Annotated in this window: 2 protein-coding genes and 1 pseudogene; 2 read left to right on the top strand and 1 reads right to left on the bottom strand. The window is 67.3% G+C overall.

What is annotated here, in order from left to right:
- Window positions 1-503: 503 nt before the first annotated feature.
- Window positions 504-24,923, top strand: coding sequence for a non-ribosomal peptide synthase/polyketide synthase (locus tag ACFWUR_RS11905; RefSeq protein WP_378905835.1), 24,420 nt, complete (start codon window positions 504-506; stop codon window positions 24,921-24,923).
- On the top strand, window positions 24,920-25,693 hold the full coding sequence (locus ACFWUR_RS11900) for an FkbM family methyltransferase (RefSeq protein ID WP_378905833.1): 774 nt from the start codon (window positions 24,920-24,922) through the stop codon (window positions 25,691-25,693). Before ACFWUR_RS11905 ends, ACFWUR_RS11900 begins: the two co-directional genes overlap by 4 nt.
- Before the next feature lie 67 nt (window positions 25,694-25,760).
- Here ACFWUR_RS11900 and ACFWUR_RS11895 read toward each other — a convergent pair.
- Window positions 25,761-26,000 (bottom strand): annotated as a pseudogene (locus ACFWUR_RS11895) (hypothetical protein); the annotation flags it as partial.

The following is a 26,000-nucleotide window of genomic DNA, read 5'->3' as shown; positions in this document are numbered from 1 at the left end:
CAATCATTCTCGGCGAATTCGTGCCGAAAATTGCTAGTTACGCTGGGGATGTGCAGAATGGTGCATCTGTATCACCAGACCCCGGATGATGGCCGTGTGCCTCCGCCGGTGGTGGATCATCGACCGCAGCGCTTCTACCTGGACTGTTGTCGAAAAGTGGTTTTGCGTGGAATGTCTGAATTCATAGTTCATGTGACCTGAATTGTTACTATGGTGTTTCCTCTAAATCGGATGCTAATTATTTGCTGTCAGGCTAATGTCGGTAGTGGGTTTCGGATCTGAATCGACTGGGTACCGCACCTCGCGGAATGCCGGATCGGTGTCTACCGGGATCCCCATCTGTCCTTGATACGGCAAGGGGAATACGTATGGCTGTTCGGCGGTAATGGATCCACATTCAACGGTGGTAGTGGTACACGTTGATATGCGGGGTATGAAAGCGCGCAGATTTTCGTACTTGGAGTCTGTGCTAGGTCGATAGCCATGCGAGGGGTCGGGTAATCATGGAGTCTGTCGAAAGCTGTGCTGGTAATCGGGATCTTATTCCGCTTTCCGCCGCGCAATACGGCATGTGGTTCGCGGATAGCGCGCACAGCGGATCGGCGGCCAATATCGCGCAGTACGTCGAGATCGCGGGGCGGATCGATGTGGCCCTGTTCAACAGGGCGGTGCACGAGGCGGCCGAGGAGACCGAGTCGCTCATGGTGCGGGTGGTCGAGGTGCAAGGACGTCCCTACCAGGTCGTCGATCGCGGCATCACGTTCAACGAACTCGTGCTCGACTTCGGCACACGCCGCGATCCGATGGCGGCGGCGCTGGAGTGGATGCGTCGCGACTACACCCGACCGGTCGATATCACCCGCGACCAACTCGCGGTCTGCCGACTGATCAGGATCGGCGACGACCTGCACCTGTGGTACGCGCGTGCGCACCATCTCGTCATCGACGGGTACGGCGCGTTCAACGTGGTGGGCAGGGTCGCCGAGCACTACAACGCGCTGTCGGAAGACCGGCCGCCCTCTCGGCTGACCGCCGCTCGCCTGCGAGATATCGCCGCGCAAGAGCAGGCCTATCGGGAAGGTGCGCGCTTCGAGGCCGATCGCCGGTATTGGCTGGACAAGGTCGCGGATCTACCCGCCCCCGCCGGGCTTTCCGGCCGGTCGGCGCGCGCGGGAGCCGTGGACGAGGTTGCGGCGCGCGAACTTCCGCCCGAGCTGTGCGCGCTGCTCGATCGCCGCTCGGCCGAACTCGACGCGTCGGCCGCGCAGGTCGTTGTCGCGGCGTTCGCGGCGTTCTTCACGCGAATGACGGGGGCCGACGAGGTCGTGCTCTCGGTCCCGATGAGTGCGCGGGTCACCGTCAAGCTGCGCAGTGCCGCCGCGATGCTGGCCAATATGGTGCCGATCCGGTTCGCGGTCGACGACGCGACCACGGTGGCACAGCTGGTGAAGGCCTCGATCGGCGAGCTGGTCTCGGCGTTGCGCCATCAGCGCTACCGCTTCGAGGATCTGCGCCGCGAATCGGCCGCGATCGACAACTCCGCCAACACTTTCGGACCCGTGCTCAACATCTTGTTCTTCGACTCCGAGATCCGACTCGGTGAGGCCGTCGGCCGCTACCACGCGCTCACGTCGGGCGCGCTCGAGGATCTGCAGATCAATCTCTACCGGACCGGCCCGGACGCACCGCTGCTCATCGAACTGCACGGCAACGACAATCTCTACAGCCGACGCGATATCGACGCGCACGCCGACCTGTTCATCGAATTCCTGCACCGCTTCATCGAGGCCGACTCCGGCGATCGGGTGGTGGAACTACCGCTGGTCTCGTCCGTGCAGGAGCGTGAGATCGTCGACGCGGCGGTCGGCGTCGACGCTGTCGGACCGGTCGAGACGCTGGTGGATTCGCTGGCGCGACAGTCCGATTCGACGCCTCTCGGCGCGGCTGTCACCGCCGACGGTGAGACGATCACCTATCGCGATCTCGACGAGCGCTCCACTCGGCTCGCCCGGCGTTTGATCGAGCGTGGTGCCGGTCCGGGTGCGCTGGTCGCCGTCGCCCTGCCGCGCGGTGCCCAGCTGATCGTCGCGATGCTCGCTGTCCTGAAATCCGGTGCCGCGTATCTGCCTTTGGATATCTCCCATCCGCCGGAGCGGCTGAACGACGTCATCGATCGAGCCGGTCCGACGCTTGTCCTCGTCGCGGACTCCGCGCAGCCGGCGGGCGGGGGGCAGGTCCTGGTCCTCGAGCCCGGTGACGACCTCGACGGTGCCGCGGATCCGATCACCGACGACGAGCGCAGCGCACCGCTGCGACCCGACGACGCGGCATACGTCATCTTCACCTCCGGCTCGACCGGGCGGCCCAAGGGTGTGGTGATCAGCCACCGCTCGGTGGTCACGTACTTGGCGAATGCGTCGGCCGCGCTCGATATTCGGGCCGACGACGTGTGGACATGGCTGCATTCGGTGGCCTTCGACTACTCGATCTGGGAGGTCTTCGGTCCGCTCGTCACCGGCGGCCGGGTGGTGGTCGTCGATGGGCTGACAGCGCGCGCGCCCGATGAACTGGTGCGTCTGACCGCCCGTGAAGGCGTCACCGTGTTCAGTCAAACCCCCTCGGCGTTCTATCAATTCGCCGCGGCTCGGCGGCGGCACCTCGTGGCAGGCGCACCCGATGGGGAGTTGGCACTGCGGGTGGTCGTGCTGTCCGGTGAGGGTCTGGATCCGGCGGCGTTGGCGCCCTGGTACGAAGACCATCCGGCCGGACCGGTCCTCGTCAACAGTTACGGCATCACCGAGACCACCGTTTTCGTCACCCGCACCGACCTGAGCGCCGAAATGGCCGTCCCCGGCGCACCCAGCGTGATCGGAACAGCGCTACCTGGCCTGCGCACCTATGTGCTGGATCGGCGCCTGCGGCCGACACCGGTGGGCGCATGGGGGGAAATCTACGTAGCGGGAACACAATTGGCTCGTGGCTACCTCGGTCAGCCCGCGCTGAGCGCGGGCCGGTTCGTCGCCGACCCATGGGGGGCGCCGGGGGCTCGGATGTACCGAAGCGGCGATGTGGCTCGCCGCAATCACGACGGTGACCTCGAATACCGCGGCCGTGCGGATCAGCAGGTGCAGCTGCGTGGGTTCCGCATCGAACTCGACGAGGTCCGTGCCGCGCTACTGGCTCATCCGGCGGTGGCTTCGGCTGCTGTGGTGGTGCATCGCGCCGACACCGAGGCGGCACGTCTGGTGGGTTACGTCGTCGCGTCCGGTGCCGATTGTGATGTCGATTCTGTTGTTGCCCAGGCGCGTTCGCTGCTGCCGGACTACATGATCCCGAATGTCGTGACAGTTCTGGACGAACTACCACTGACGGTCAACGGCAAGCTCGACTTGCGTGCACTCCCCGATCCGGCAGCGGGGGCAACGGCGAGCTATATCGCGCCGCGGACCGAGACCGAAGCGACTGTCGCGCAAGTCTTCGCCGAGGTGCTCGGTGTGGATCATGTCGGTGCGTTCGACAGCTTCTTCGCGGTGGGCGGCAACTCGCTAACCGCGGCGGGCGCCGTCGTCCGGGTCGCCGATGCCACCGAATGCGAACTGTCGGTGCGTGATCTGTTCGCCAACCCGACGGTGGCCGGGTTCGCCGCGTGCGTCGGCAGGGCGCGGCGGCGGGTGCGGCCCGCCCTGACCCCGGTCGCGCGGGACGGGCTGTTGCCGCTGGCTTCCGCGCAGCACCGGATGTGGTTGATCAACCGTGTCGAACCGGAGTCGGCCGCCTACAACATCCCCCTTGTCCTGCGGTTGACCGGCCGACTCGACACCGCCGCAGTGCGCACGGCGCTGGGCGACGTTCTCGATCGCCACGAGTCGCTACGGACCCGCTACCCCACCCGCGACGGCCACGGCGTGCAGGAGATCCTGTCGACCGCGTCCACCCTGGCCGAATTCGATTGCGTCCCGGAACAAGTCGCGCAAGACCAGCTCGCTGACCGGATCCGCGAGCTGACCGCCGATGGCTTCGATGTCTGCGCTCGACCGCCGCTGCGGGCGGTCCTGCTCACGACCGGCCCCGACAGCCACGTGCTGGTCCTGGTGCTCCATCACATCTGCTGTGACGGTGCGTCGCTGGCACCTCTCGCCGTCGACTTCGCCACCGCCTACACGGCTCGGTCGCAGCAGATCGCGCCGGATCAGCTGCCCCTGAGGGTGCAATACGCCGACTACGCGGACTGGCACCGTCGCCTGCTCGGCGACGAAACCGATCCGGACTCCCTCGCCGCCGACCAATTACGTTACTGGACAGACCAATTGGCCGATGCGCTCGTTGTGCTCGAACTACCCTCCGACCGGCCGCGGCCCGCTCGCCGTTCGATGCGCGGCGAGGCCGTTGCCGCGCGGCTCCCCGCGCAGACATACGCCGACATCGCGCGACTCGCCCGTGCCGCGGACGTCACCCCCTTCATGGTCGTGCACGCCGCGCTCGCCGTCCTGCTGGCTCGGTTGTCGGGCACCGGCGACATCGTCATCGGCGCCCCACTGGCCGGACGCGGCGAGCCGGACCTCGCGCCACTGGTGGGAATGTTCGTGAACACGGTGGCGCTGCGCACGCCGGTGCGCGGCGACGAATCGTTCACCGCCTTCCTCGAACGCGTCAAGAACATCGACATCGACGCTTTCGCGCACGGCGACCTGCCCTATGACCGGGTCGTGGAAGCGCTCGATCCGCGCCGTTCCGCGGCCTATGCACCCGTGTGCCAGGTGTATCTGGCCTTCGACAACACCGAACTGCCTCGCCTGACCCTGCCTGACCTCGAGGTGGACATCCTCGATCCGGGCGCCGAACCCGCGAAGGTGGACCTCGTCGTCACCGTCGCCGCGAACGCCGCGAACCCCGGTGACGTCACCCTGCGCATCAACTACGCGACCGACCTGTTCGACCCGGCCACCGTCGAGCAGATGGCCGCACGGTTGCGCCGGATCCTGGACGCGGTGGTGGCGAACCCCTCCGCGCCGGTCGGCGATGTGGAATTACTGTCCACCGCCGAACATGCTGCGCTGCATCCTGTTCGGGGTGCGAACGCGGTACCAGGAGTAGCACTGGCGGATTTGCTGGCCCGAGGTGTCGCGATCTCGCCGGACGGTCCGGCGGTCGTCTCCGGTGCCGAGCGCATGGACTTCGCGGAGTTGAACGCGGCATCGAACCGGTTCGCCCGGCGGCTGCTCGAGGACGGAGCCCGACCCGGCGAAGTGGTGGCGATGGTCCTGCCACGCTCGGTCGACTTCGTAGTTGGGGTGTGGGCCGTCGCCAAGACGGGCGCTGCTCTGGTGCTGATCGACCCGCGCAACCCGCGGGATCGGGTCCGCTCGATGCTCGCCGACAGCAAGCCCCGGGTGGTCTTGACCAGCGCCGAGGTCGAGGGCGCCGCGTCCGGGGAGCCGTGGTCGCTGCTGGTGGTCGCCGATCCCGTCTCGCGCGCCATCACCGCCGGGTACTCACCCGCACCGGTGACCGACGCCGACCGCGGCAGGCCCGTGCATCCGGGCGACGTGGCGTACGTGATCTACACATCCGGAACGACCGGTGTCCCGAAGGGCGTCGAGGTCACCAACCAGGGGCTGGCGAACTTCGCCGCCGAACAGCAGGACCGCTACAACGTCGAGCCCACCGTGCGGGTCCTGCAGGCCGCCGGTCCTGGGTTCGACGCGGTCATGCTCGAGATCCTGCTCGCCCATCCTGGTGGCGCGGCGCTGATCGTGTCCCCGCCCGACGTCTACGCGGGTGCGGAGCTGGCGGAACTCATTCGGGCACACTCGGTTACCCATGCCTTCCTGACACCGACCGTCCTCGCCACGATGTCGCCGGAAGGCCTGGGCTGCCTGCGGGTGCTGGTCTCCGGTGGCGAAGCCATGACGTCCGAGCTCAGCGCGAGCTGGGCGCCGGGACGCCAGCTGTTCAACGGCTACGGACCCACCGAAACGACGATCATGGTCGCGATCAGCGACCCGGTACCCGCGCACGGTGCGATCACCATCGGCGGCCCCATTCGCGGCATCTCCGCGCAGGTGCTCGACCCCCGGATGCGGCCGGTGCCGGTCGGCGTCGCGGGCGAGCTCTACATCGGCGGTGTGCAATTGGCGCGCGGCTACCTCGGCCGACCGACAGTGACCGCGGCGAGTTTCGTCGCCGACCCATGCGGCGAGGGCACCCGCATGTACCGCACCGGCGACCTGGTCAGGTGGACATCGGAGCAGACCCTGCAGTACCTGGGCCGGGCCGACCATCAGGTGAAGATCCGCGGGCAGCGCACCGAACTCGGCGAGATCGAAGCGGTGCTCGCGCGGGACCCCGCGGTGACCCACGCGATCGTCGTGATCCGGGGCAGCGAGGGAGCCGACCGCCTCGTCGGCTATCTGGTCGGTGCCGGCGTCGACGGTGAGCGGGTCCGCACTGCCGCACGCGACCGGCTTCCCGCGCACATGGTGCCCGATGTGTGCATGGTGCTCGACCGGCTCCCGCTGACCGCCAGCGGGAAGCTCGATTACGCTGTGCTACCCGAGCCGGTGTTCCCGCGCACCGCCGAAGACATCGCGCCGCGCACGCCCACCGAACAACTCGTTGCCGGTGTCTACCGTGATGTGCTGGGTGCCCCCCACGTCAGTGCCCTCGACAACTTCTTCGATCTGGGCGGCAACTCGCTCTCGGCCACGAAGGCCGCGGCACGACTGTCCGATGTGTTCGACACCGACATCGCGGTGCGTGCGCTCTTCGAGACGCCGACCGTTGACGCGCTCGCCCGTGAACTGGATTCGGTTGGACCGCAGGATCTTTCAAGTACAGGTCGAGTCCGCCTCGTGCCGCGGCACCGACCGGACCGGATTCCGCTCTCGCCCGCGCAGACCCGCATGTGGTTCCTCAACCAGTTCGACACCGCGGCGGCGGTCTACAACGTGCCCGTCGTCGTGCGGATCTCCGGACCACTCGACGTCGACGCGCTGCGGTCGGCTCTCGCCGATGTCATCGAGAGGCACGAAGCGCTGCGCACCCGATACCCGGACAGCGACAGCGGACCATGGCAGCAGGTCATGCCGCTCGACTCGGTGCCGCAACTCACCTCCGTCGCGGTCACCGAGGACGAGATCCACGATCGGATCGTGCGAGAGACCACCATCGGATTCGACGTCAGTGCCGAGGTCCCGTTCCGGATCACGCTGCTGCGCTCCGCGTCCGAAGAGTGGACGGTGGTGCTCACCGTGCACCACATCGCCATCGACGGATCCTCGCTCGCGCCGTTGGCCGCCGATCTGGCCGTCGCCTATCGGGCCCGCGCGGCGGGGGAGGTGCCCGGCTGGACACCGCTGCCGGTCCAGTACGCCGACTACACGCTGTGGCAACGGGAGATCCTCGGCGCGCAGGATGATCCGAGCAGCGTGACCGCCAGTCAGATCCGGTACTGGCTCGCTGCCCTCGCAGACCTACCGCAAATGCTCGATCTGCCGACCGACCGACCGCGACCCGCGGTGCAGTCCTACCGGGGCGCGACCTTGTCGGCAACGATTCCCGCCGACCTGCATCGCGACATGGTCGCCCTCGCGAGACGCCACGACGCGACGCTGTTCATGGTGGCCCACGCCGCTTTCGCGGTCCTACTCGCCAGGTTGTCGAGTACGGGCGACATCGCGGTCGGCACCCCGGTCGCGGGACGCGGCGAACCCGCACTCGACCTGCTGATCGGCATGTTCGTCAATACGCTGGTGCTGCGAGTGCAGGTCGATCCCGCGGCCACGTTCACGGAGGTGCTCGACCGCACCCGCGAGTGCGATCTCGGCGCATTCGACAATGCCGCGATCCCGTTCGAACAGTTGGTGGAGGTGCTCAATCCGCCGCGCAGCACCGCGCACGAGCCACTGACCCAGGTCGGCTTCTCGTTCCAGAACATCGACGTCCCGACCCTGCGCCTCGGCGGGTTGACGGTGGCGGCCGACCTCGTCGAACCGGGCGTTGCCAAGTACGACCTGCATCTCACCCTGGTCGACACGATCGACTCGAACGGTGCTCCGGGCGATATGCGGGTCGAATTCGGTTACGCGACAGATCTGTTCGACGAATCCACCATCGTGCCGATCTTCGACCGGCTCGTCGCTGTCCTGCGCGGTGTCGTCGCCGACCCCAGCTTGCCCGTGGGTGACCTACCGCTGCTGAGTCCGCACGAACTCGACGAACTGTCGCTGCGCGAAACCGGCCCCGAGGTCCCCTCGGGCGACTCGACGATCCCGGATCTGTTCGCGGCGCAGGTCGCGGCGACACCGGAGCTCACCGCGGTCATCGACACAGACAGCGGCGACGTACTCACCTACGGCGCGTTCAGTGCCGAGGTGAACGCGCTGGCGAGGGTGCTGATCGGCAACGGCATCGGGCCGGGAAGTGTTGTGGCCGTGGCGATGCGACGCTCGGTCGATCTGCTCACCACGATCTACGCCATCCACGCGGCAGGCGCCGCGTATCTCCCGCTCGACCCCGACCACCCGCTCGACCGGTTGCGGACGGTCCTCACCGCCGCACGACCGGACGCCGTGCTGATCCGCGAAGACATCGAAATGTCCACAGAGGCACCGGTCTGGCGCCTGTCCGACCTCACCGCGCCTTCGACCGGCACCGCGCCTTCGACCGGCGCAGTGCCGGTAACCGACACTGCGCACGCGCCGGTGACCGACGCCGATCGGATCAGGCCGCTGCGCTCAGGTGACCTGGCCTACGTCATCTTCACCTCCGGCTCGTCCGGTGTACCCAAGGGTGTCGCGCTCACCCACGACGCTGTCGTCAACCAACTACGATGGCTGACCGGCCATTACGGCATCGCCACCACGGACACGCTGCTCCTGCGCACGCCCGCCACCTTCGACCTGTCGGTGTGGGAATTGTTCACCGCCCTCACATCCGGCGCCGCACTCGTCGTCGCGGGCCCCGACGATCACACCGACCCTGCCGCCGTTGCCCGACTCATCGCCCGGCACGGCGTGACCGTGGTCGACTTCGTGCCCTCGCTCCTGTCGACATTCCTCGAGACCGCGACGCGCGAGGACCTCGCCACCGTGCGCCAAGTGCTGTGCATCGGTGAGGCTTTGGACGCCGCCGGTGTCGGTCGGTTCCGCGGCGTGAGCCAGGCACGCATCGACAACCTCTACGGCCCGACCGAAGCGGCGGTCAGCGCCACCGCCTGGGAGATCGGCGAGCTCGACGGACCTATCGTGCCGATCGGCACACCTGAGGCGAATGTTGTCGCTCATGTATTGGATGCGCGCCTGCGTCCCGTCCCCACGGGTGTCACCGGCGAGCTGTACCTCGGCGGAATCCAACTCGCCCGCGGCTACCATGCCCGCCCCGACCTCACCGCCGCTGCCTTCGTCGCCGACCCGTTCGGCGCCGTGGCGGGTGCTCGCCTGTATCGCACCGGCGATCTCGTTCGCTGGGACTCGGACGGCAGGCTGCGGTACATCGGCCGCCGCGATTCCCAGGTGAAGATCCGGGGCCTGCGCGTCGAACTCGGCGATATCGAATCCGCGCTTCTGGCGTACGACCACATCGGTGCCGCGGTCGCCCGTGTACACGCTGTCGCCGGGGAACAGGTGCTGATCGGTTACGCCGTGAGCGACGAGGCGCTCGACGCAGACACGCTGCGGACGTTCCTACTCGGACGCCTTCCCGCGTATATGGTTCCCGCGCAGGTGATGCGGATCGACACGATTCCGCTGACACCCAACGGCAAGATCGACTTCCGCGCCCTACCTGCCCCCGACGCCATCTCTACGCGTTACCGGGCCCCCAGCGGCATCGCCGAGGAAACCATCGCGAACGTGATCGGCGAATTGGTGGAAACACCGTGGGTCGGCGCCGACGACAATTTCTTCGCCCTCGGCGGCAATTCGCTGCTGGCCACCCGCGCGCTCAGCCGCATCGGCGAGGTCCTCGGCGTCACGATCCCCGTGCGCGCCGTCTTCGAAGCCCCGACCGTCACCGAACTGGCCCGCTGGATCGAATGCGTGCGTGCGGTCGGCAGCGTCACAGGGCCGGTGCCACGACCCCGGCCCGCGCGAATCCCGCTCTCACCCGCGCAGAGTCGGATGTGGCTGCTCAACCAGCTCGATCCCGAATCGGCGAGTTATGTTGTGCCACTGTCGATCAGCCTCGACGGTGAGCTCGATACCGCGGCACTGATCGCGGCATTGCGAGACGTCGTGGAACGGCACGAGAGTTTGCGCACCACCTACCCTGCCTATGACGGCACTCCCGCCCAGGTCGTGCTGACCGCTGACGAGGTCGTTGCGGCCTGCGACCTCACCGTGCACCCGGTTTCCGCGGACGACCTGATCCCACGGTTGGCCCAATTGTTCGGCACCGGTTTCGATGTCTCCTCGGGCGCACCGTTGCGCGTGGCATTGTTCGGGCTCACCGAAACCTCCCATGCGCTCGCATTGTCGGTCCACCACATCAATTGCGACGGCTACTCGATTGCGCCCCTGGCTGCCGACATCATCGAGGCATACAGCGCACGCCGTGCTGGTAGCGCTCCCGAATGGATGCCGCTACCGGTGCAATTCGCCGATTTCGCCCTATGGCAGCGCGAACAACTCGCTGCTCCCGACTCCGCGGCGGGCCGCCACCTCCGATACTGGCGTACCCAGCTCGCCGGGATTCCGGATGTTCTCGCCCTACCCACCGACCGGCCGCGCCCGCTGGAGCAATCCCATCGCGGCGCGACGGTGCACGCCGCAGTTCCCTCCGAGATCGCGAAAGGCGTTGCCGCGCTTGCGCGCCGCAGCGGAGTGACACCGTTCATGGTGGCGCACACCGCCTTGGCGGTGCTGCTGGCACAACTGTCGGGCAGCGATGACATCGCTATCGGCACCCCGTATGCGGGCCGCGGCGACCGGTCACTCGACCGCCTTGTCGGCATGTTCGTCAACACCCTCGTGCTGCGCACCCGAGTCCGCCCGGGACAGCGGTTCGTCGACCTGCTCGAACTGACCAGGCGCACCGACATCGAGGCCTTCGACCATGCCGCGGTCCCGTTCGAACAGCTGGTGGAAGTTCTGAATCCGGCCCGCTCGACGGCACATTCGCCACTGTTCCAGGTAATGCTCGCCTACCAGAACATGCCGCCCGCTCAGCTCGAACTGCCCGGACTCGTCGTCGGCGCCATCGATGTCGGCGCCGACGCGGCCATCTGCGATCTGCTGCTGATGATCACCGAGGACCGCGGCCCGCACAACGAGATCGCGGGCATGAACCTGCGCCTGACCTATGCCACCGACCTGTTCGACGAGACAACCATTGCCGGGTTCGCCGATCGGTTGGTGCGGTTGCTGTCGGAGGTGGTGGCCGGCCCGACCCGCCCGGTCGGTGCGATCGAGGTGCTCGCACCGATCGAGCGTGAGCGAATCCTGGAGCAGTGGAACGACACCCGGCACCAGCTTGCTCCTGCGCTGCTGCTCGATGGTTACCGTGCCGCGGTCGCCGCGTATCCCGATGCGGTTGCTCTGTCTTATGAGGGCGCCGAGTTGACCTACCGCGAGTTCGACGAGCGGGTGAACCAGCTGGCCCGGTTGCTGGTGCAGCGTGGGGTCGGTGCGGAGTCGCTGGTCGGGTTGGCAGTGCGTCGGTCGCTCGACCTGGTCGTCGGCATGTACGCGATCGTCACCGCGGGTGGTGCGTATGTGCCGCTGGACCCGGATCATCCGGCCGAGCGGATCGCCCACATTGTCGAGACCGCGCAGCCGGTGTGTGTGCTCACCACCAGCACCGATGCGGTCGAGGTGGCCGACGTAACACCGGTGATCACGATGGATACCGTCGCACTGGAAGGGTTCTCGGGTGATCCGCTGAGCGCGGCCGAATTGATCCGGCCAGTGCGCCCGCATCATCCGGCCTATGTCATCTTCACCTCGGGTACTACCGGTCGTCCGAAGGGTGTCGCGGTATCGCATCAGGCGATCGACAACCAGATCGCGTGGATGCTCGCGGAGTACCCGCTCGGCCCCGACGATGTGTATCTGCAGAAGACCGCGACAACGTTCGACGTATCGCTGTGGGGCTACTTCATGCCGCTACGCGCTGGCGCGAAACTGGTCGTCGCCACCCATGATGGGCATCGGGATCCGGCCTATATCACCGAAACCATCGCGGCGCATGGTGTCACAATGACCGACTTCGTGCCGTCGATGCTGACCGTGTTCGCCGAGCTCGCAAGACCGGGCTCGATTCCTACGCTGCGAGTTGTCCTCGCCGCCGGTGAAGCCCTGCCGCCGAAGACTGTCGCGGCGTTGCGCAGGATCTCCGATACACAGGTGCACAACCTGTACGGCCCGACCGAGGCCGCCGTGACGGTGACCCACTGGCGGGTCGAGGACACCCGACGGGGTTCGGTGCCGATCGGCGTGCCAGTGTGGAACACCCGCGTATACGTCCTGAATTCACAGTTGCTTCCCGTGCCCCCCGGTGTGGTCGGTGAGCTGTACCTGGCGGGTGATCAGCTCGCGCGTGGGTACGTCGCAAGGCCGGACCTGACCGCGCATCGATTCGTGGCGAACCCGTTCACTCCGAACGGGCGGATGTATCGCACAGGTGACCTGGTTCGCTGGACACCAACCGGTGCCTTGGAGTACCAGGGCCGCAACGACTTCCAGGTGAAGTTCCACGGCCAGCGGGTAGAACCAGGCGACATCGAGGCCGCCCTGCACTCGATCGACGCGGTCGCAGAAGCAGCCGCGATTGTTTCCGCCGACCGGATCACGGCGTATGTGACGCCGGTACCGGGCGCGACGCTCGTCGGGTCGACGGTCCGTAAACAGCTCGCCCGACTGCTGCCGTCCTACCTGGTGCCTGCGCGGATCCAAGTGCTCGACACCATGCCGCTCAACTTCAACGGAAAGGTGGATAGGTCGGTCCTGTCGCACGTGGCTTTCGACGATGCCGACGGGTTCATTGCCGCCGACGCGGGCAACGATGCGACGCGGGCGAACCGGTTGGCCGAGTGCATTGCCCGCACAGACCGAGAGGCGGTGCTGGCGAAGATCGTCGCCAAGATCGTCGGTGCCGACCAGGTCAGCGTCATCGCCGATATGTTCGATATCGGGGTGAACTCGTTGTCAGCCGCTCAGCTTGCGGCCCGCGCGGAGGCCGCTCTGCGCGTGCGGGTCAGCGTGCGCGACATCTTCGAAGCCCCGACCGTCGCTGAGCTGGCCGAACGAATCGCGATGCGCGACGGATACGCGGAGGCGCCGCTGGTCCGTCGCCGAGACCGGTCCGCGATTCCCCTGGCGGCGGCTCAGCGGCGCATCTGGATCCTCAACCAGCTCGACCCCGCCTCCGGTGCGTACAACATCGGCTTCGCGGCCCGGCTGACCGGACCGCTCGACGTAGCGGCACTGCGCGCGGCGATGGTCGATGTGATCACCCGCCACGAGACCCTGCGCACGATCTACCCCTCGGTGAGCGGGCAACCGCGTCAGCTCGTCCAGGACAGCGTGGCCGGTGCCGCGGACATCGAACTCGTCGAGGTCGACGATCCGGCAGTGCTGGCAGACCGGCTGCGCGACGCGGTCGAGTCGGGCTTCGACATCGCCACGAACACGCCGGTTCGCACACGGCTCTATCGCACGGGCGCCGACGAACACGTGCTGGTCCTTGTGGTGCACCACATCGCCGCGGACGGTGCGTCGATGGCGCCGCTCGCCCGAGATGTATTCGCTGCCTACCGATCTCGCCGCACCGGTACGACTCCGCTATGGCCGCCGTTGCCCGTCGACTACGCCGACTACGCGGTCTGGCAGCGTGAGCTGCTCGGCGCCGAGGACGACCCCACCTCGCTGGCGAGCCGCCAAATCGCTTACTGGCAGCGGATTCTCGCCGACTCACCCGAACTGCTCGCCCTGCCTACCGACCGTCCGCGGCCCGCGGTGCTGTCGATGGACGGTGCCAGTGTCGGCTTCACCGTCGAGCCGGGTCTACATGACGCCGTCGTCGCACTCGCACGTCGCGAAGGCGTCACGGTGTTCATGGTCCTGCATGCCGCGCTGGCGATCCTGCTCTCGCGCACCGCGCACAGCGACGACATTACGATCGGCACCCCGGTGAGTGGTCGCGGGCGCCCCGAACTCGACGATCTGGTCGGGATGTTCGTCAACACGGTGGTTTTGCGTACCCGCGTCGCCGAGCGACAGTCGTTCCGCGAATTCCTGGCGGAGGTACGCGGCACGGATCTGGAGGGGCTCGCACACGCGGACGTGCCGTTCGAGCGTCTGGTCGAGGTGCTCGACCGAGCCGGGTCGACCGCGTATTCGCCGCTCTATCAGGTGATGCTCGGCTTCCGTCATGCCGACCCCACGCGCTTCGAACTCGACGATATCGGCGTCGAGGTACTCGATCCCGGTGTGGCACAAGCCAAAACCGACCTCACGGTGCTGCTGAACGAACGCGCCGACGGAGTGGGGATCGACGGCGAGATCGTCTACGCCACCGGCCTGTTCACCGAGGCCACCGCGACCCGGTTCGCCGACCGGCTGCTGCGCGTGCTCGACACGATCACCACACAACCGGACGTGACCATCGAGGCCATCGACCTGCTGAGTCCCGAGGAGACCGCACACCTGCTCCCCGCCGGACGTGCGACGGCGGTGCTGCCGAAAACACTGCCCGCCCTGCTCGCCCTCGCTGCCGCCGATCCGACGGCCACGGCGCTGATCGGTGACGACGAAACCCTGACCTATGGCGAACTCGATCGGCGATCGGACCGGCTCGCCGTGCTGCTCGCACGGGCAGGCGCGGCACCTGGAACCTTTGTCGCCCTGGCTGTCCCGCGGTCGGTGGCCTTCCACGTGGTGCTGTGGGCGATCGCGAAAACCGGTGCGGCGTTCATGCCGATGGATCTGCGTTACCCCGCGGATCGGCTGGCGCACATGGTCCACGACTCCGGTGTCACGCTCGGCGTGACCTCGGGCGCGGCGCGGTCGTCGCTGCCCGACACCGTCGACTGGGTGTGCCTCGACGACGAGCAGGTCGTGGCCGAACTGTCCACCGCGTCAATGGATCACCCCTTCGCGGCGGCGCGCCTGGATGATGCCGCCTACCTGGTGTACACCTCGGGCTCGACGGGCAGACCGAAGGGGGTGGTCGTCACGCACGCGGGTCTGTCGGCCTTCGCGGCGGAGAAGCACCAGCACTACCGGATAGATCGACTGTCGAGGGTCCTCCAGGTCGCCGCGCCCGCATTCGACGCGGTGATGATGGAATCGCTGATGGCCTATGCGGCGGGCGCCACCCTTGTCGTCTCGCCCGCCGAAGTGTTCGCCGGCCCGGCCCTGACCGAATTGATTCGTACACAACAGGTTTCGCATGCCTTCCTGACACCCAGCGTGTTGGCGACCTTGCGGCCCGACGGCCTCGACGCGCTACAGATGCTGACGGTCGGCGGCGAAGCGCTCTCCGCCGAACTCGTCGCGGCCTGGGCGCCGGGCCGCCGTTTCCACAATGTGTACGGGCCGACCGAGGCGACGGTCGCGGTCAGTGTGAGCTCCGAGTTGGCGCCCGGCGATCCGATCACTATCGGCGCCCCGATCCGCGGGGTGCGCGCCGTCGTGCTCGACGCTCGGTTGCGACCGGTACCGATCGGCGTGGTCGGTGAGCTGTATCTGGCGGGCAAGGCACTGGCGCGCGGATACCTGAATCGGCCGGGGGCGAGTGCTGCCGCGTTCGTGGCCGATCCGTACGGGGAGCAGGGCACCCGGATGTATCGCACCGGCGACCTGGTGCGCTGGAGTGCCGAGCACACCATCGAATACGTGGGTCGCGCCGATTTCCAGGTCAAGATCCGTGGTCAGCGCGTGGAACTCGGCGAGATCGATGCGGCGCTGGTGGCCTGCCCGGATGTCGCTACCGCGGTCACCGTGAGCAGGCGTGGCCACGCCGGGCAACCGATGCTGGCCGCCTACCTGGTGGCCGACCAGGGTCGAACGATCGATACGACCGCAATCCGCGACCAGATCTCGGGCGCACTACCCGAACACATGGTGCCCGCCGTGCTCACGGTTCTCGACGAGATGCCGGTGTCGTCGACAGGAAAGGTGGACCGGCGCGCACTGCCCGAACCCGGCGCCGAGGCGTTCGATTCAACGGTGATCGCGGCGGCGACAGACCTGGAGGAGACCATCGCAAGGATCTTCGCCGAAGTGCTCGGGGTGGCCTCGGTGGGCGCCGACGAGTCGTTCTTCGCGCGCGGCGGCGACTCGATCATGTCGATCCAGCTGGCATCGCGGTTGCAGACAGCCGGGGTGGTCGTGACGGCGCGAGACATCTTCGAACATCGGACTGTTCGTGGACTGGCTGCCGTTGCCGAGGACGCGGGACGCGTGACCCTCGAAGAACTGCCCGGCGGTGGTATCGGGGAGGTAGCGCGGACGCCGATTGTTTCCTGGTATCTGGACCGCCCCGCCGGTGACCGGTTCGCGCAGTCGTTGCTGGTCGAGGTGCCCGGCGATCTGCGTGCGGCTGACGTGGTCGCCACTGTCGGCGCCGTGCTCGACCGGCACGACATGCTGCGCGCGCGGCTGAGTGCCGCGAACGCCGATTCGCCCCACCTCGAGGTATTGCCGCGCGGCGCGGTCGATGCCGAGCGGTTGGTATCGGTACGCACGTTCGGTCCCGAGAGTGTACCGGGGAGCGCGCGTTTCACGGCGCTCGTCGAGGATGCACTCGACGAAGCGTCAGCCCGGCTGAGCCCTGTCGATGCCGCGATGATGCAGGTCGTCTGTCTGGTGCCGGAGCCCGGCGTGGTATCGCGGGGACGCGCGCTGATCGTGATCCATCACCTGGTGGTCGACGGTGTCTCCTGGCGCATCCTGATCCCCGATTTCGTCTCCGCGTGGCAGCAGGTCGGCGAGGGACGAGCGGTCGAGCTGCCCGAAGTCGGCACCTCGATGCGCCGGTGGGCAGCGGCCGTGTCAGCGGCAGCCGACGGTCGTGCCGAGGAACTGGCACTGTGGCAGCGCATGGGGTCCCGTTCCGAACCGCTGCTCGGTCGGGTCGCACTCGACCCGGCTGTCGATGTGCACGCCACGGTCGAGCGGATGACGCTGACGCTCCCCGTCGACCTGACTACCGCGCTGATGGGTGCGGCGCCACGCGCCGCGCACGCCACCACCGACGACGTACTGCTCGCGGGTCTGATACTGGCACTGGGTCGTTGGCGCGCCGCACGCGGGGTCGAGCACCGCGGTGCCCGCATCCTGCTCGAAAACCATGGGCGCGAGGAACAGCTCGCCCCTGGTGCCGACCTCTCGCGCACCGTCGGCTGGTTCACCAGCGCATACCCGGTGGACCTCGACATCGACGGCACCGATCCGCGCGCCGTTGTGAAGGCGGTCAAGGAACAGTTGCGGGCCGTGCCGGACAAGGGCATCGGCTACGGCATGCTGCGGTACCTCAACGCGGAAACAGCCCCGCAGCTGGCGGCGCTGTCCGAACCGCAGATCAGTTTCAACAACCTGGGCCGGGCAGGCGTCGATATCGCGGCACTGTCCGGTCTCGCCTGGATTCCCGCCGACGACGATTTCGACCACCGGGCCGCCTTCGATTCTGATATGCCCGCTGCCGCCACACTGACCATCGACACCAGCATCATCGACACCCCGGACGGCCAGACCCTCTCCGCGCAGATCGGCTACGCGGCGAGACTTCTCGATGGTGACGATGTTCGCGAACTGCTCAACGAGTGGACTACGGCCCTGACAGAGATCGCGGAAGCCGCAGCACAAGAGCGAGATTGGGGCCTTTCGCCGTCGGACACCCCGCTCGTGGCGGTGACCCAACAGGACTTGGACACCTTCACTGAACGCTACGGGCCGATCGAAGCCGTCTGGTCGATGGCGCCACTGCAGGCGGGACTGCTGTTCCATGCCGAACTCGCCGCGGGCGAACTGGACGTGTACACCGCCCAATCCGAGCTGACGCTGACCGGCCCGCTCGACGGTCCCCGACTACGACAGGCCGCGGCAGACCTTCTGCAACGCCATCCGAACCTGCGGGCGGCATTCACCCGTACCGCTTATGGTGCTGTCGCGCAGGTCATTCCGGCGCATCCCATCCTGCACTGGCGCACCATCGAGGCCTCGGCAACGGCGCTGCCGGAGATCCTCGCTTCGGAACGTGAAATGGCTTTCGACCCCGCCGACCCGCCACTGGTGCGCTTCGTCCTCGCCGCCGTGGCGCCCACCGAGTTCCGGTTGATCCTGACCGCCCACCACCTACTGCTCGACGGCTGGTCACTGCCGCTGCTGCTGCGCGACCTGGTCGGGCTGTACGCGGCGGGCGACAACGCGGCCCTGCTGCCTCCCGCACCGTCCTATGGTGACTACCTCAGCTGGCTGGACCAGCGCGACACCGCCGCGGGCGTCCAGGTCTGGCGCGACACCATGGCGGAATTCACCGAACCGACCCTGATCGCCCGAACAGGCGGCGACGCCACCGTCGAAGTACCGACCGACCTGACAATCGACCTCGATGACGAAACCACCACGTTACTGACCGAACTCGCCCGTACCTGCGGTGCCACGATGTCGACGATCGTGCAGTTCGCGTGGGCGACAGTCCTGGCGAATCAACTCGGCCGCGACCGGATAGTGTTCGGCGAGACCGTCTCCGGCAGACCGGCCGAGGTGCCCGGCGTCGAGTCGATGATCGGCCTGTTCATCAATACGCTGCCGGTCCCCGTCCTCGTGCGTCGTGAACGAACCATAGTGGCTGCGCTGCAACAGTTGCAGGCGAACAAGAGTCGACTGCTCGACCACCACCACATCGAACTGTCCGGCATCATGGCCGCCCTGAATGGCGGGCAACTGTTCGACACGCTGGTCGCCTACGAGTCCTACCCGGTCGACAGCAGCGGACTCGGCGAGGCCGATATCGGCGGGGTGCGGGTAACGGATGTGGTCGGCACCGATGCGGCGCACTACCCGATCACCGTGCAGGCGCACCACACCGACACCCTGCATATCCGCGTGCGCTACCAGGCCGCCCGCGTCGACAGCACGACCGCAACGGGGCTCGCCGATCGCATCGAGCTCGTCCTACGCGCCATCGCCACCGACCCGGATGGGAGTGTCGGCGACATCGACCTGCTGTCGGCGGCGGAGCGCGCGGCGCTGGTCCCGGCCAGGGGTGCGGCGCGGGTGACGCCCGAGGCATTGACGGACCTGTTGCGGCAGGGCGTGACCCAACGGCCCGACGGTGTCGCGGTGATGTGCGGGTCCGAAACGGTGAGCTTCGCGGAAATTGATACTCGGGCACATCGGTTGGCGCACAGGCTGGTCGAGTTCGGCGTCGAAACGGGAGACACCGTCGCCGTGGTCATGCCGCGCTCGATCCCGTTGGTCACCACGATCTGGGCCCTTGCCGAAGTCGGCGCCGCCTGCGCGCTGCTCGACCCGCGCAACCCGGACGAACGGCTCGCGGTCATGCTTTCCGACTGCGACGCCCGCATCGTGCTGACCGTCGCGGACGTGAGCAGTGGTGTCCCGCAGGGGGAGTGGGCCCGGCTGGTCGTGGACGATCCGGCGGTGGCGCGGCAGATCGCGAGCCGGCCCGCGCGCGCTGTGCGACGGACGGTCCGTGACACCGACCTGGCCTACGTCATCTACACCTCCGGGACGACCGGCACCCCGAAAGGCGTCGCTGTCACTCAAGCCGGACTGGCGAACTTCGCTGCCGAGCAACAGGATCGGTATCAAGTCGGTCCCGAATCCCGGGTGCTGCAGTGTGCCGCACCAGGATTCGATGCCGTCATGCTCGAGGTCTTGATGGCACATCCGCACGGCGCGGCACTCGTCATCTCGCCGCCCGACACCTACGCGGGCGCGGAACTCGCCGGGGTCATCCACGACAACGCGGTTACCCACGCCTTCCTCACGCCGACCGTGCTCGCGACCATGGCACCCGACGGCTTGGACAGCCTCGCGGTGCTCGTAGCCGGTGGTGAGGCGGTACCCGCCGAACTCGCCGCCATCTGGGCGCCGGGACGCCGGTTGTTCAACGGTTACGGACCCACCGAGACGACGATCATGGTCGCCATCAGCAACCCCCATTCGTCCCCCGAACCCATCACCCTGGGTGGCCCGATTCGCGGAACCTCCGCGGTGGTGCTGGATTCACACTTGCGGCCCGTGCCGATCGGTGTGGCAGGCGAACTGTATATCGCCGGCATCCAGTTGGCGCGCGGGTATCTGGGCCGACCTGCGGCTACCGCCGCGACGTTCATCGCCAACCCCTACGATCCGGGCACCCGGATGTACCGCACGGGCGACCGGGTCCGCTGGACTGCCGACCACACACTCGACTACGTTGGCCGCGCCGACCACCAGGTCAAGATTCGTGGGCAACGGATCGAACTCGGCGAGATCGAGTCCGTCCTCGCCGCACACCCCGCGGTCACCCATGCGGTAGCGGTGCTGCGCACCGACGACAACGGCACAGATCGACTCGTCGGCTACCTGGTCGGCGACGCCGTCGACCCCGAGCAGGTGCGAGCATCGGCACGCCGCCGACTACCCGCCCACATGGTTCCCGACATCTGTGTTGTGCTGGAACACCTTCCGCTCACCACTACCGGCAAACTCGACCGCGGCGCACTACCGATGCCTGCCTTCGTTGCCGCCGGACACGTAGCACCGAGCAACCCGACCGAACAATTCGTCGCCGACATCTGCGCCGAAGTACTCGACCTGCCCCGAGTCGGCATGCACGACAACTTCTTCGACCTCGGGGGCAATTCCCTGACCGCGACCAGGCTGACCGCACGACTGAGCTCCACACTCGGAATTCGGGTAGCGGTGCGCGACCTGTTCGAGTTCCCGACACTGGCCGACCTCGCCGTACGGCTCACCGGCGGCGACCATATCGAACGCCCGGCACTGACCCGGCGACCGGACAGCGGCCCGGTCCCGCTCTCGCCCGCCCAGCAGCGGATGTGGTTCCTCAATCAGCTCGACGCCTCGGTCGGCGCCTACAACGTGCCACTGGTGGTCCGGTTGACCGGAGAGCTCGATATCTGCGCGCTGCGCAGCGCCTGCGCGATGGTGATCGGCAGGCACGAATCGTTGCGCACCAAGTTCCCTGTGGTCGACGGTATTCCGCAGCAAGTCATCGTCGACGCCGACGAAGTGATGCCGGACCTGATCCCGGTGAAGATCGAGGAATCGGTGCTGCCGCAGGCCGCCGCGGCGATGCTGTCGGCGAGCTTCCAGGTCACCGAGGCGCCGCCGGTGCGGGCCGAACTGTTGGAGCTCGGCCCCGACGATCACGTGTTGGTGATCGCCGTGCACCACATCTGCGCGGACGGCCTGTCGATGATCCCCCTTGCCCGCGACGTCGCGGCCGCCTATCACGCCGTGACCACCACGAGCGCGCCCGCGTGGCCACCGCTCACCGTCCAATACCCCGATTACGCACTGTGGCAACGTGATCTGCTCGGTGATGAGCGCGATCCCGAGTCGCTGCTGTCCCGTCAGCTGGACTTCTGGCGTGACACCCTCGCCGGGCTGCCGGAACTCCTCGAACTGCCGACCGACATGCCGCGCCCGCCGGTCGCGTCGATGCGCGGCCGGATCATCGACTTCACCATCGAGGCACCGTTGCAGGAGCGGATCGCCGTGGTCGCGCGGGCAGCGGGCGCGACGCCGTTCATGGTGGCGCACGCCGCGCTGACCGTGTTGCTCGCGCGGCTGGCCAACACCCGCGATGTCGCGGTCGGCACACCGGTTTCCGGGCGCGGGGAACGCGAACTCGACGATCTGATCGGCATGTTCGTCAACACCGTCGTCCTGCGCACGGCAGTATGCGCTGATCAGCCGTTCGACGCGCTCCTTGCCGACGTCCGCGCAGCCGATCTGGCGGCCCTCGCGCACCCGGAGGTCTCGTTCGAACAGGTAGTCGAGGCGCTCAACCCGCCGCGGTCGACCGCCCACCTGCCGCTGTATCAGGTGACGATCGACTACCAGAACCTGGATCAGGCAGTTCTGCAACTGCCGGGAATCACGGTTGAACCGATCGAGAACTATTTCGAGCAGGCGCAGTCGGACCTCAACGTGAAGCTGGTCGAGCGGTTCGACGCCGACGGCAGGGCACTGGGAACCCTGGGCCGATTGACCTACGCCACAGACCTTTTCGTCGAAGAGTCGATGGAACAGTTCGCGCATTGGTACCTCCGGATACTGGAGGCGGTCACCGCTGATCCGCAGGCCGTCATCGGCGACATCGAGTTCATGGAGCTGCGGCAGCGCCACGAAGTGCTCGATGCGGCAGGTGAGGTGGGGGCACACGTTCCCGACGAGACGATCGGTGGATTGTTCGCGCGACGGGCGGCTGCCGCCCCGGACGCGATCGCGGTGACCGATGGAACGACCGTCCTGACCTATGGGGAGCTGGAGCTGCGGGCCAAGACTGTTGCCGCCCAACTGATCGCGTCCGGCGCCGGGCCGGAAAATCTGGTGGCCGTCGCATTGCCGCGATCGGCCGAACTGGTTGTCGGGCTGTTGGCGGTTGTCATGTCGGGTGCGGGGTATCTGCCCCTGGATGTGGCCTATCCGGCCGAACGGCTCCGCTTCGTGCTCGACGACGCCCGGCCTGTGGCGATGCTGACCACGTCGGCGATGGCGTCGCAGGTCCCCGAATTCGCCGGGCCGGTCATTCAGTTGGACGACGAAGCCGTTGTCACGAGCAGGCACAGCGGCGCTGCGCTTCCGGACAACGTCGCCTACATGATCTACACCTCGGGATCCACCGGACGGCCGAAGGGTGTGGCCGTCACCCACCGCGACGTCGTCACCCTGCTCACGAACACCGCGAAGAAATTCGAGGTCGGTCCGGACGATGTGTGGACGCTGTTCCATTCCTCCGCCTTCGATTTCGCGGTCTGGGAGATGTGGGGCGCACTGCTCTCGGGTGGTCGCCTGGTGGTCGTCGACTACGACACGACCCGCACACCTGACGCCTTCGTCGACCTCGTGGCGAGCGAGCAGGTAACCGTTCTCAGCCAGACTCCGTCCGCGTTCTACGGATTCGTCGACGCGGAGCGCCGCTACCGTGCGGAAGGTGGCGACGATCTCGCGTTGCGCTACATCGTGTTCGGCGGCGAAGCGCTCGACCCGGCACGGTTGACCGGCTGGTTCTCCGCCCACCCTGCGGGCTCACCGCGACTGGTGAACATGTACGGCATCACCGAGACGACTGTCCACGTCAGCTACGCCGATATCGATGAGACGGGCAACGGCGGGATCGGTTGCGCCCTACCCGGGATGGCGGTCTACGTGCTCGACGAGCGGCTGCGGCCGGTCCCGGTCGGCGTCGCCGGTGACCTCTATGTCGGCGGCGGCCAGGTCTCGCGCGGCTATCACGGTGCGGGCGCGCTCACCGCGGGCCGATTCGTCGCCGATCCGTTCGGCACGCCAGGCAGCCGGCTGTACCGGACCGGTGACGTCGGCCGGTGGCGCCGCAACGGGCACGGACTGGAACTGGACTACCTCGGTCGCGCCGACACACAGATCCAATTACGTGGTTTCCGTATCGAATTGGGTGAAGTGGAGTCAGCACTGCTCGGCCATCCCGGCGTCGCACAGGCAGCCGCCGCGGTGCACCGGCACACCAAGGATGTCGACCAGTTGATCGGTTACGTCGTCCCCGTCGGCGGTCAGCTGCTCGATCCGGCTCGAGTCCGCGACACCACCGCCGACCTGCTCACCAGTTATATGGTGCCATCGGCCATCGTGGTGCTCGCCACGCTGCCTATGACGGTCAATGGCAAGCTCGATCGAAATGCCCTGCCCGCACCGGACTTCGAACGCACCGAGGACGAATACGACGCGCCGCGAACACCTTCCGAGATCGCGATAGTCGAGGTCTTCGCCCAAACACTGAACGTGGCCAGGGTCGGAGCCTGCGACGGATTCTTCGACCTGGGCGGCAACTCACTGCTGGCGACCATGGCGGTGGCAGAACTCCACGGCCGTGGCGTGCAGCTCGAATTGCCGTGGATGTTCGACGATGCGACACCGCGGGCCCTGGCCCGCAGGGTCGACGAGACCGAGGCCGGATCGGGCATGCAGGTGCTGCTGCCCTTGCGGCCCGTCGGCGCTGCCGCGCCGCTGTTCGCGATCCACCCCGCGGGCGGGCTGGCCTGGTTCTACGGCGGACTCGTCGGCCACCTGCGCGGCGACCGGCCGGTTTTCGGTCTGCAGGATCCACACGTCGTCACCGACGAGCCCGGTGCCGCTTCGATCGACGAGCTGGCGCACCGCTACGTCGACGAGATCCGCCGGGTACAGGCAAACGGGCCCTATCACCTGCTCGGTTGGTCGCTGGGCGGCGAGATCGCCCACGCGGTAGCGACACTGCTGCAGGAGCAGGGTGAACGGGTCGCTCTGCTGGCGATGATGGACAGCGCGGCCGGTGAGCCCCCGACCGCCCCCGCGGCCGAATCCGCGCCGGGCGAGCTGATGGCGGACCTGCTCGGCGGCTGGCGGGAACTGTTCGATCTGGGCGACGCCGTCACCGCTAGCACCCCGGAGCAGGCCTGGCAGGTCGTCCGCGATCAGATCACCGGCACCGGTCTGTTCAGCGCCGATCAGATCGACCGAGTGATGGAGAGCTTCTCCACCGCGGGAAAACTTGCCGACGACTACCAGCCGCGCACCTTCGATGGTGACCTGGTCTTCTTCACCGCGGGCCGGGACCGCGACGACATCGAAGCCATCGCGCGGACGTGGCGACCGCACGTCACCGGCCGCATCCACAACACTGTTCTCGACGCACGCCACCTCGAATTGACCCATCCGTCCGCGCTGGCCGTGATCGGCCCGATCCTCGAAGGATTCATGACCTCATGACCACACAGCAGCAACTGCGCCTCGACGACGGGCGCACCGTGGCCTGCACCAGCCCGGCCGAAGCACGCATGCTCTGGAACGAGATGATCGCCGACGGGTACTACCGCCGAGCCGCGGCTACCCTGCGCCCCGGCGACCTCGCCGTCGACATCGGCGCCAATATCGGTCTCAGCGCGATGATGTTCGCCGAGACGCACCCCGGTGTGCGGGTGATAGCCGCCGAACCGGCCCCCGCCACCTACGACTGCCTGCACCGCAATATGGCGGCCCACGTACCCGGCGGTGTCGCTCTCGAAGTCGCGGTCGGCGCCGCACCCGGCGTGCTGCCGTTCACCTGGTACCCCCGGGCCACCGCGAATTCGAGCCTGTACGCCGATCGTGATGCCGACGACGACGCGACGAAGACCTTTCTGCGCAACAGCGGCCTGCCCGACGACGCGATCACCCTCATCACCCGCGGCTTGCACGACGGCGAGCAGATCGATGTCGAGGTCACGACCGTGTCGGCGATCCTGGCACAGCATGATCCGTCCGCCGAGATCGGCGTGCTGAAGATCGACGTCGAACGTGCCGAATTCGATGTGCTGCTCGGCATCAACGAATCCGACTGGTCCCGCATCCGATCCGTCGTAGCGGAGGTGCACGACCGCGACGGTCGTCTCGCCGAGTTCTGCGAGGTGCTCGACGTCCACGGCCTCACCCCCCGAACCCGTCAAGACCCATCACTGTCCGGCACAGAACTGCACGAGGTGTACGCCGTGCGGGCATGAACCATTGGACATCCCGGTGCGCGGTATTTTCAGACCGACGGTGTTCGCTGGGTTCGGGTGTACCGGCTCAAGCCGTGGTGAGCGCCCTGACCACCGCGGTGCCGAAGCCGAGGTCGTTGCTGGTCGGCATGCTGGTGTAGGTGCCACCCGTTCGATCGGCGAGGGTCTGCAGCGTTTGGGTGCCCTTGCCGCCGATCACGACGACATCGATTCGGATGGGCTTGCCCGGCTCGGTCGCCGCGGTGATCTCGTCGACCAGTGCGGTGCCGGTCAGCGTCGAATCGTCGTCGGGGCCGTCGGTGATCAG

Origin of the sequence: Nocardia sp. NPDC058633, from assembly GCF_042717045.1 — a bacterium.
Lineage (GTDB): Bacteria > Actinomycetota > Actinomycetes > Mycobacteriales > Mycobacteriaceae > Nocardia.
This window is presented reverse-complemented; position numbering and strand designations above follow the sequence as displayed.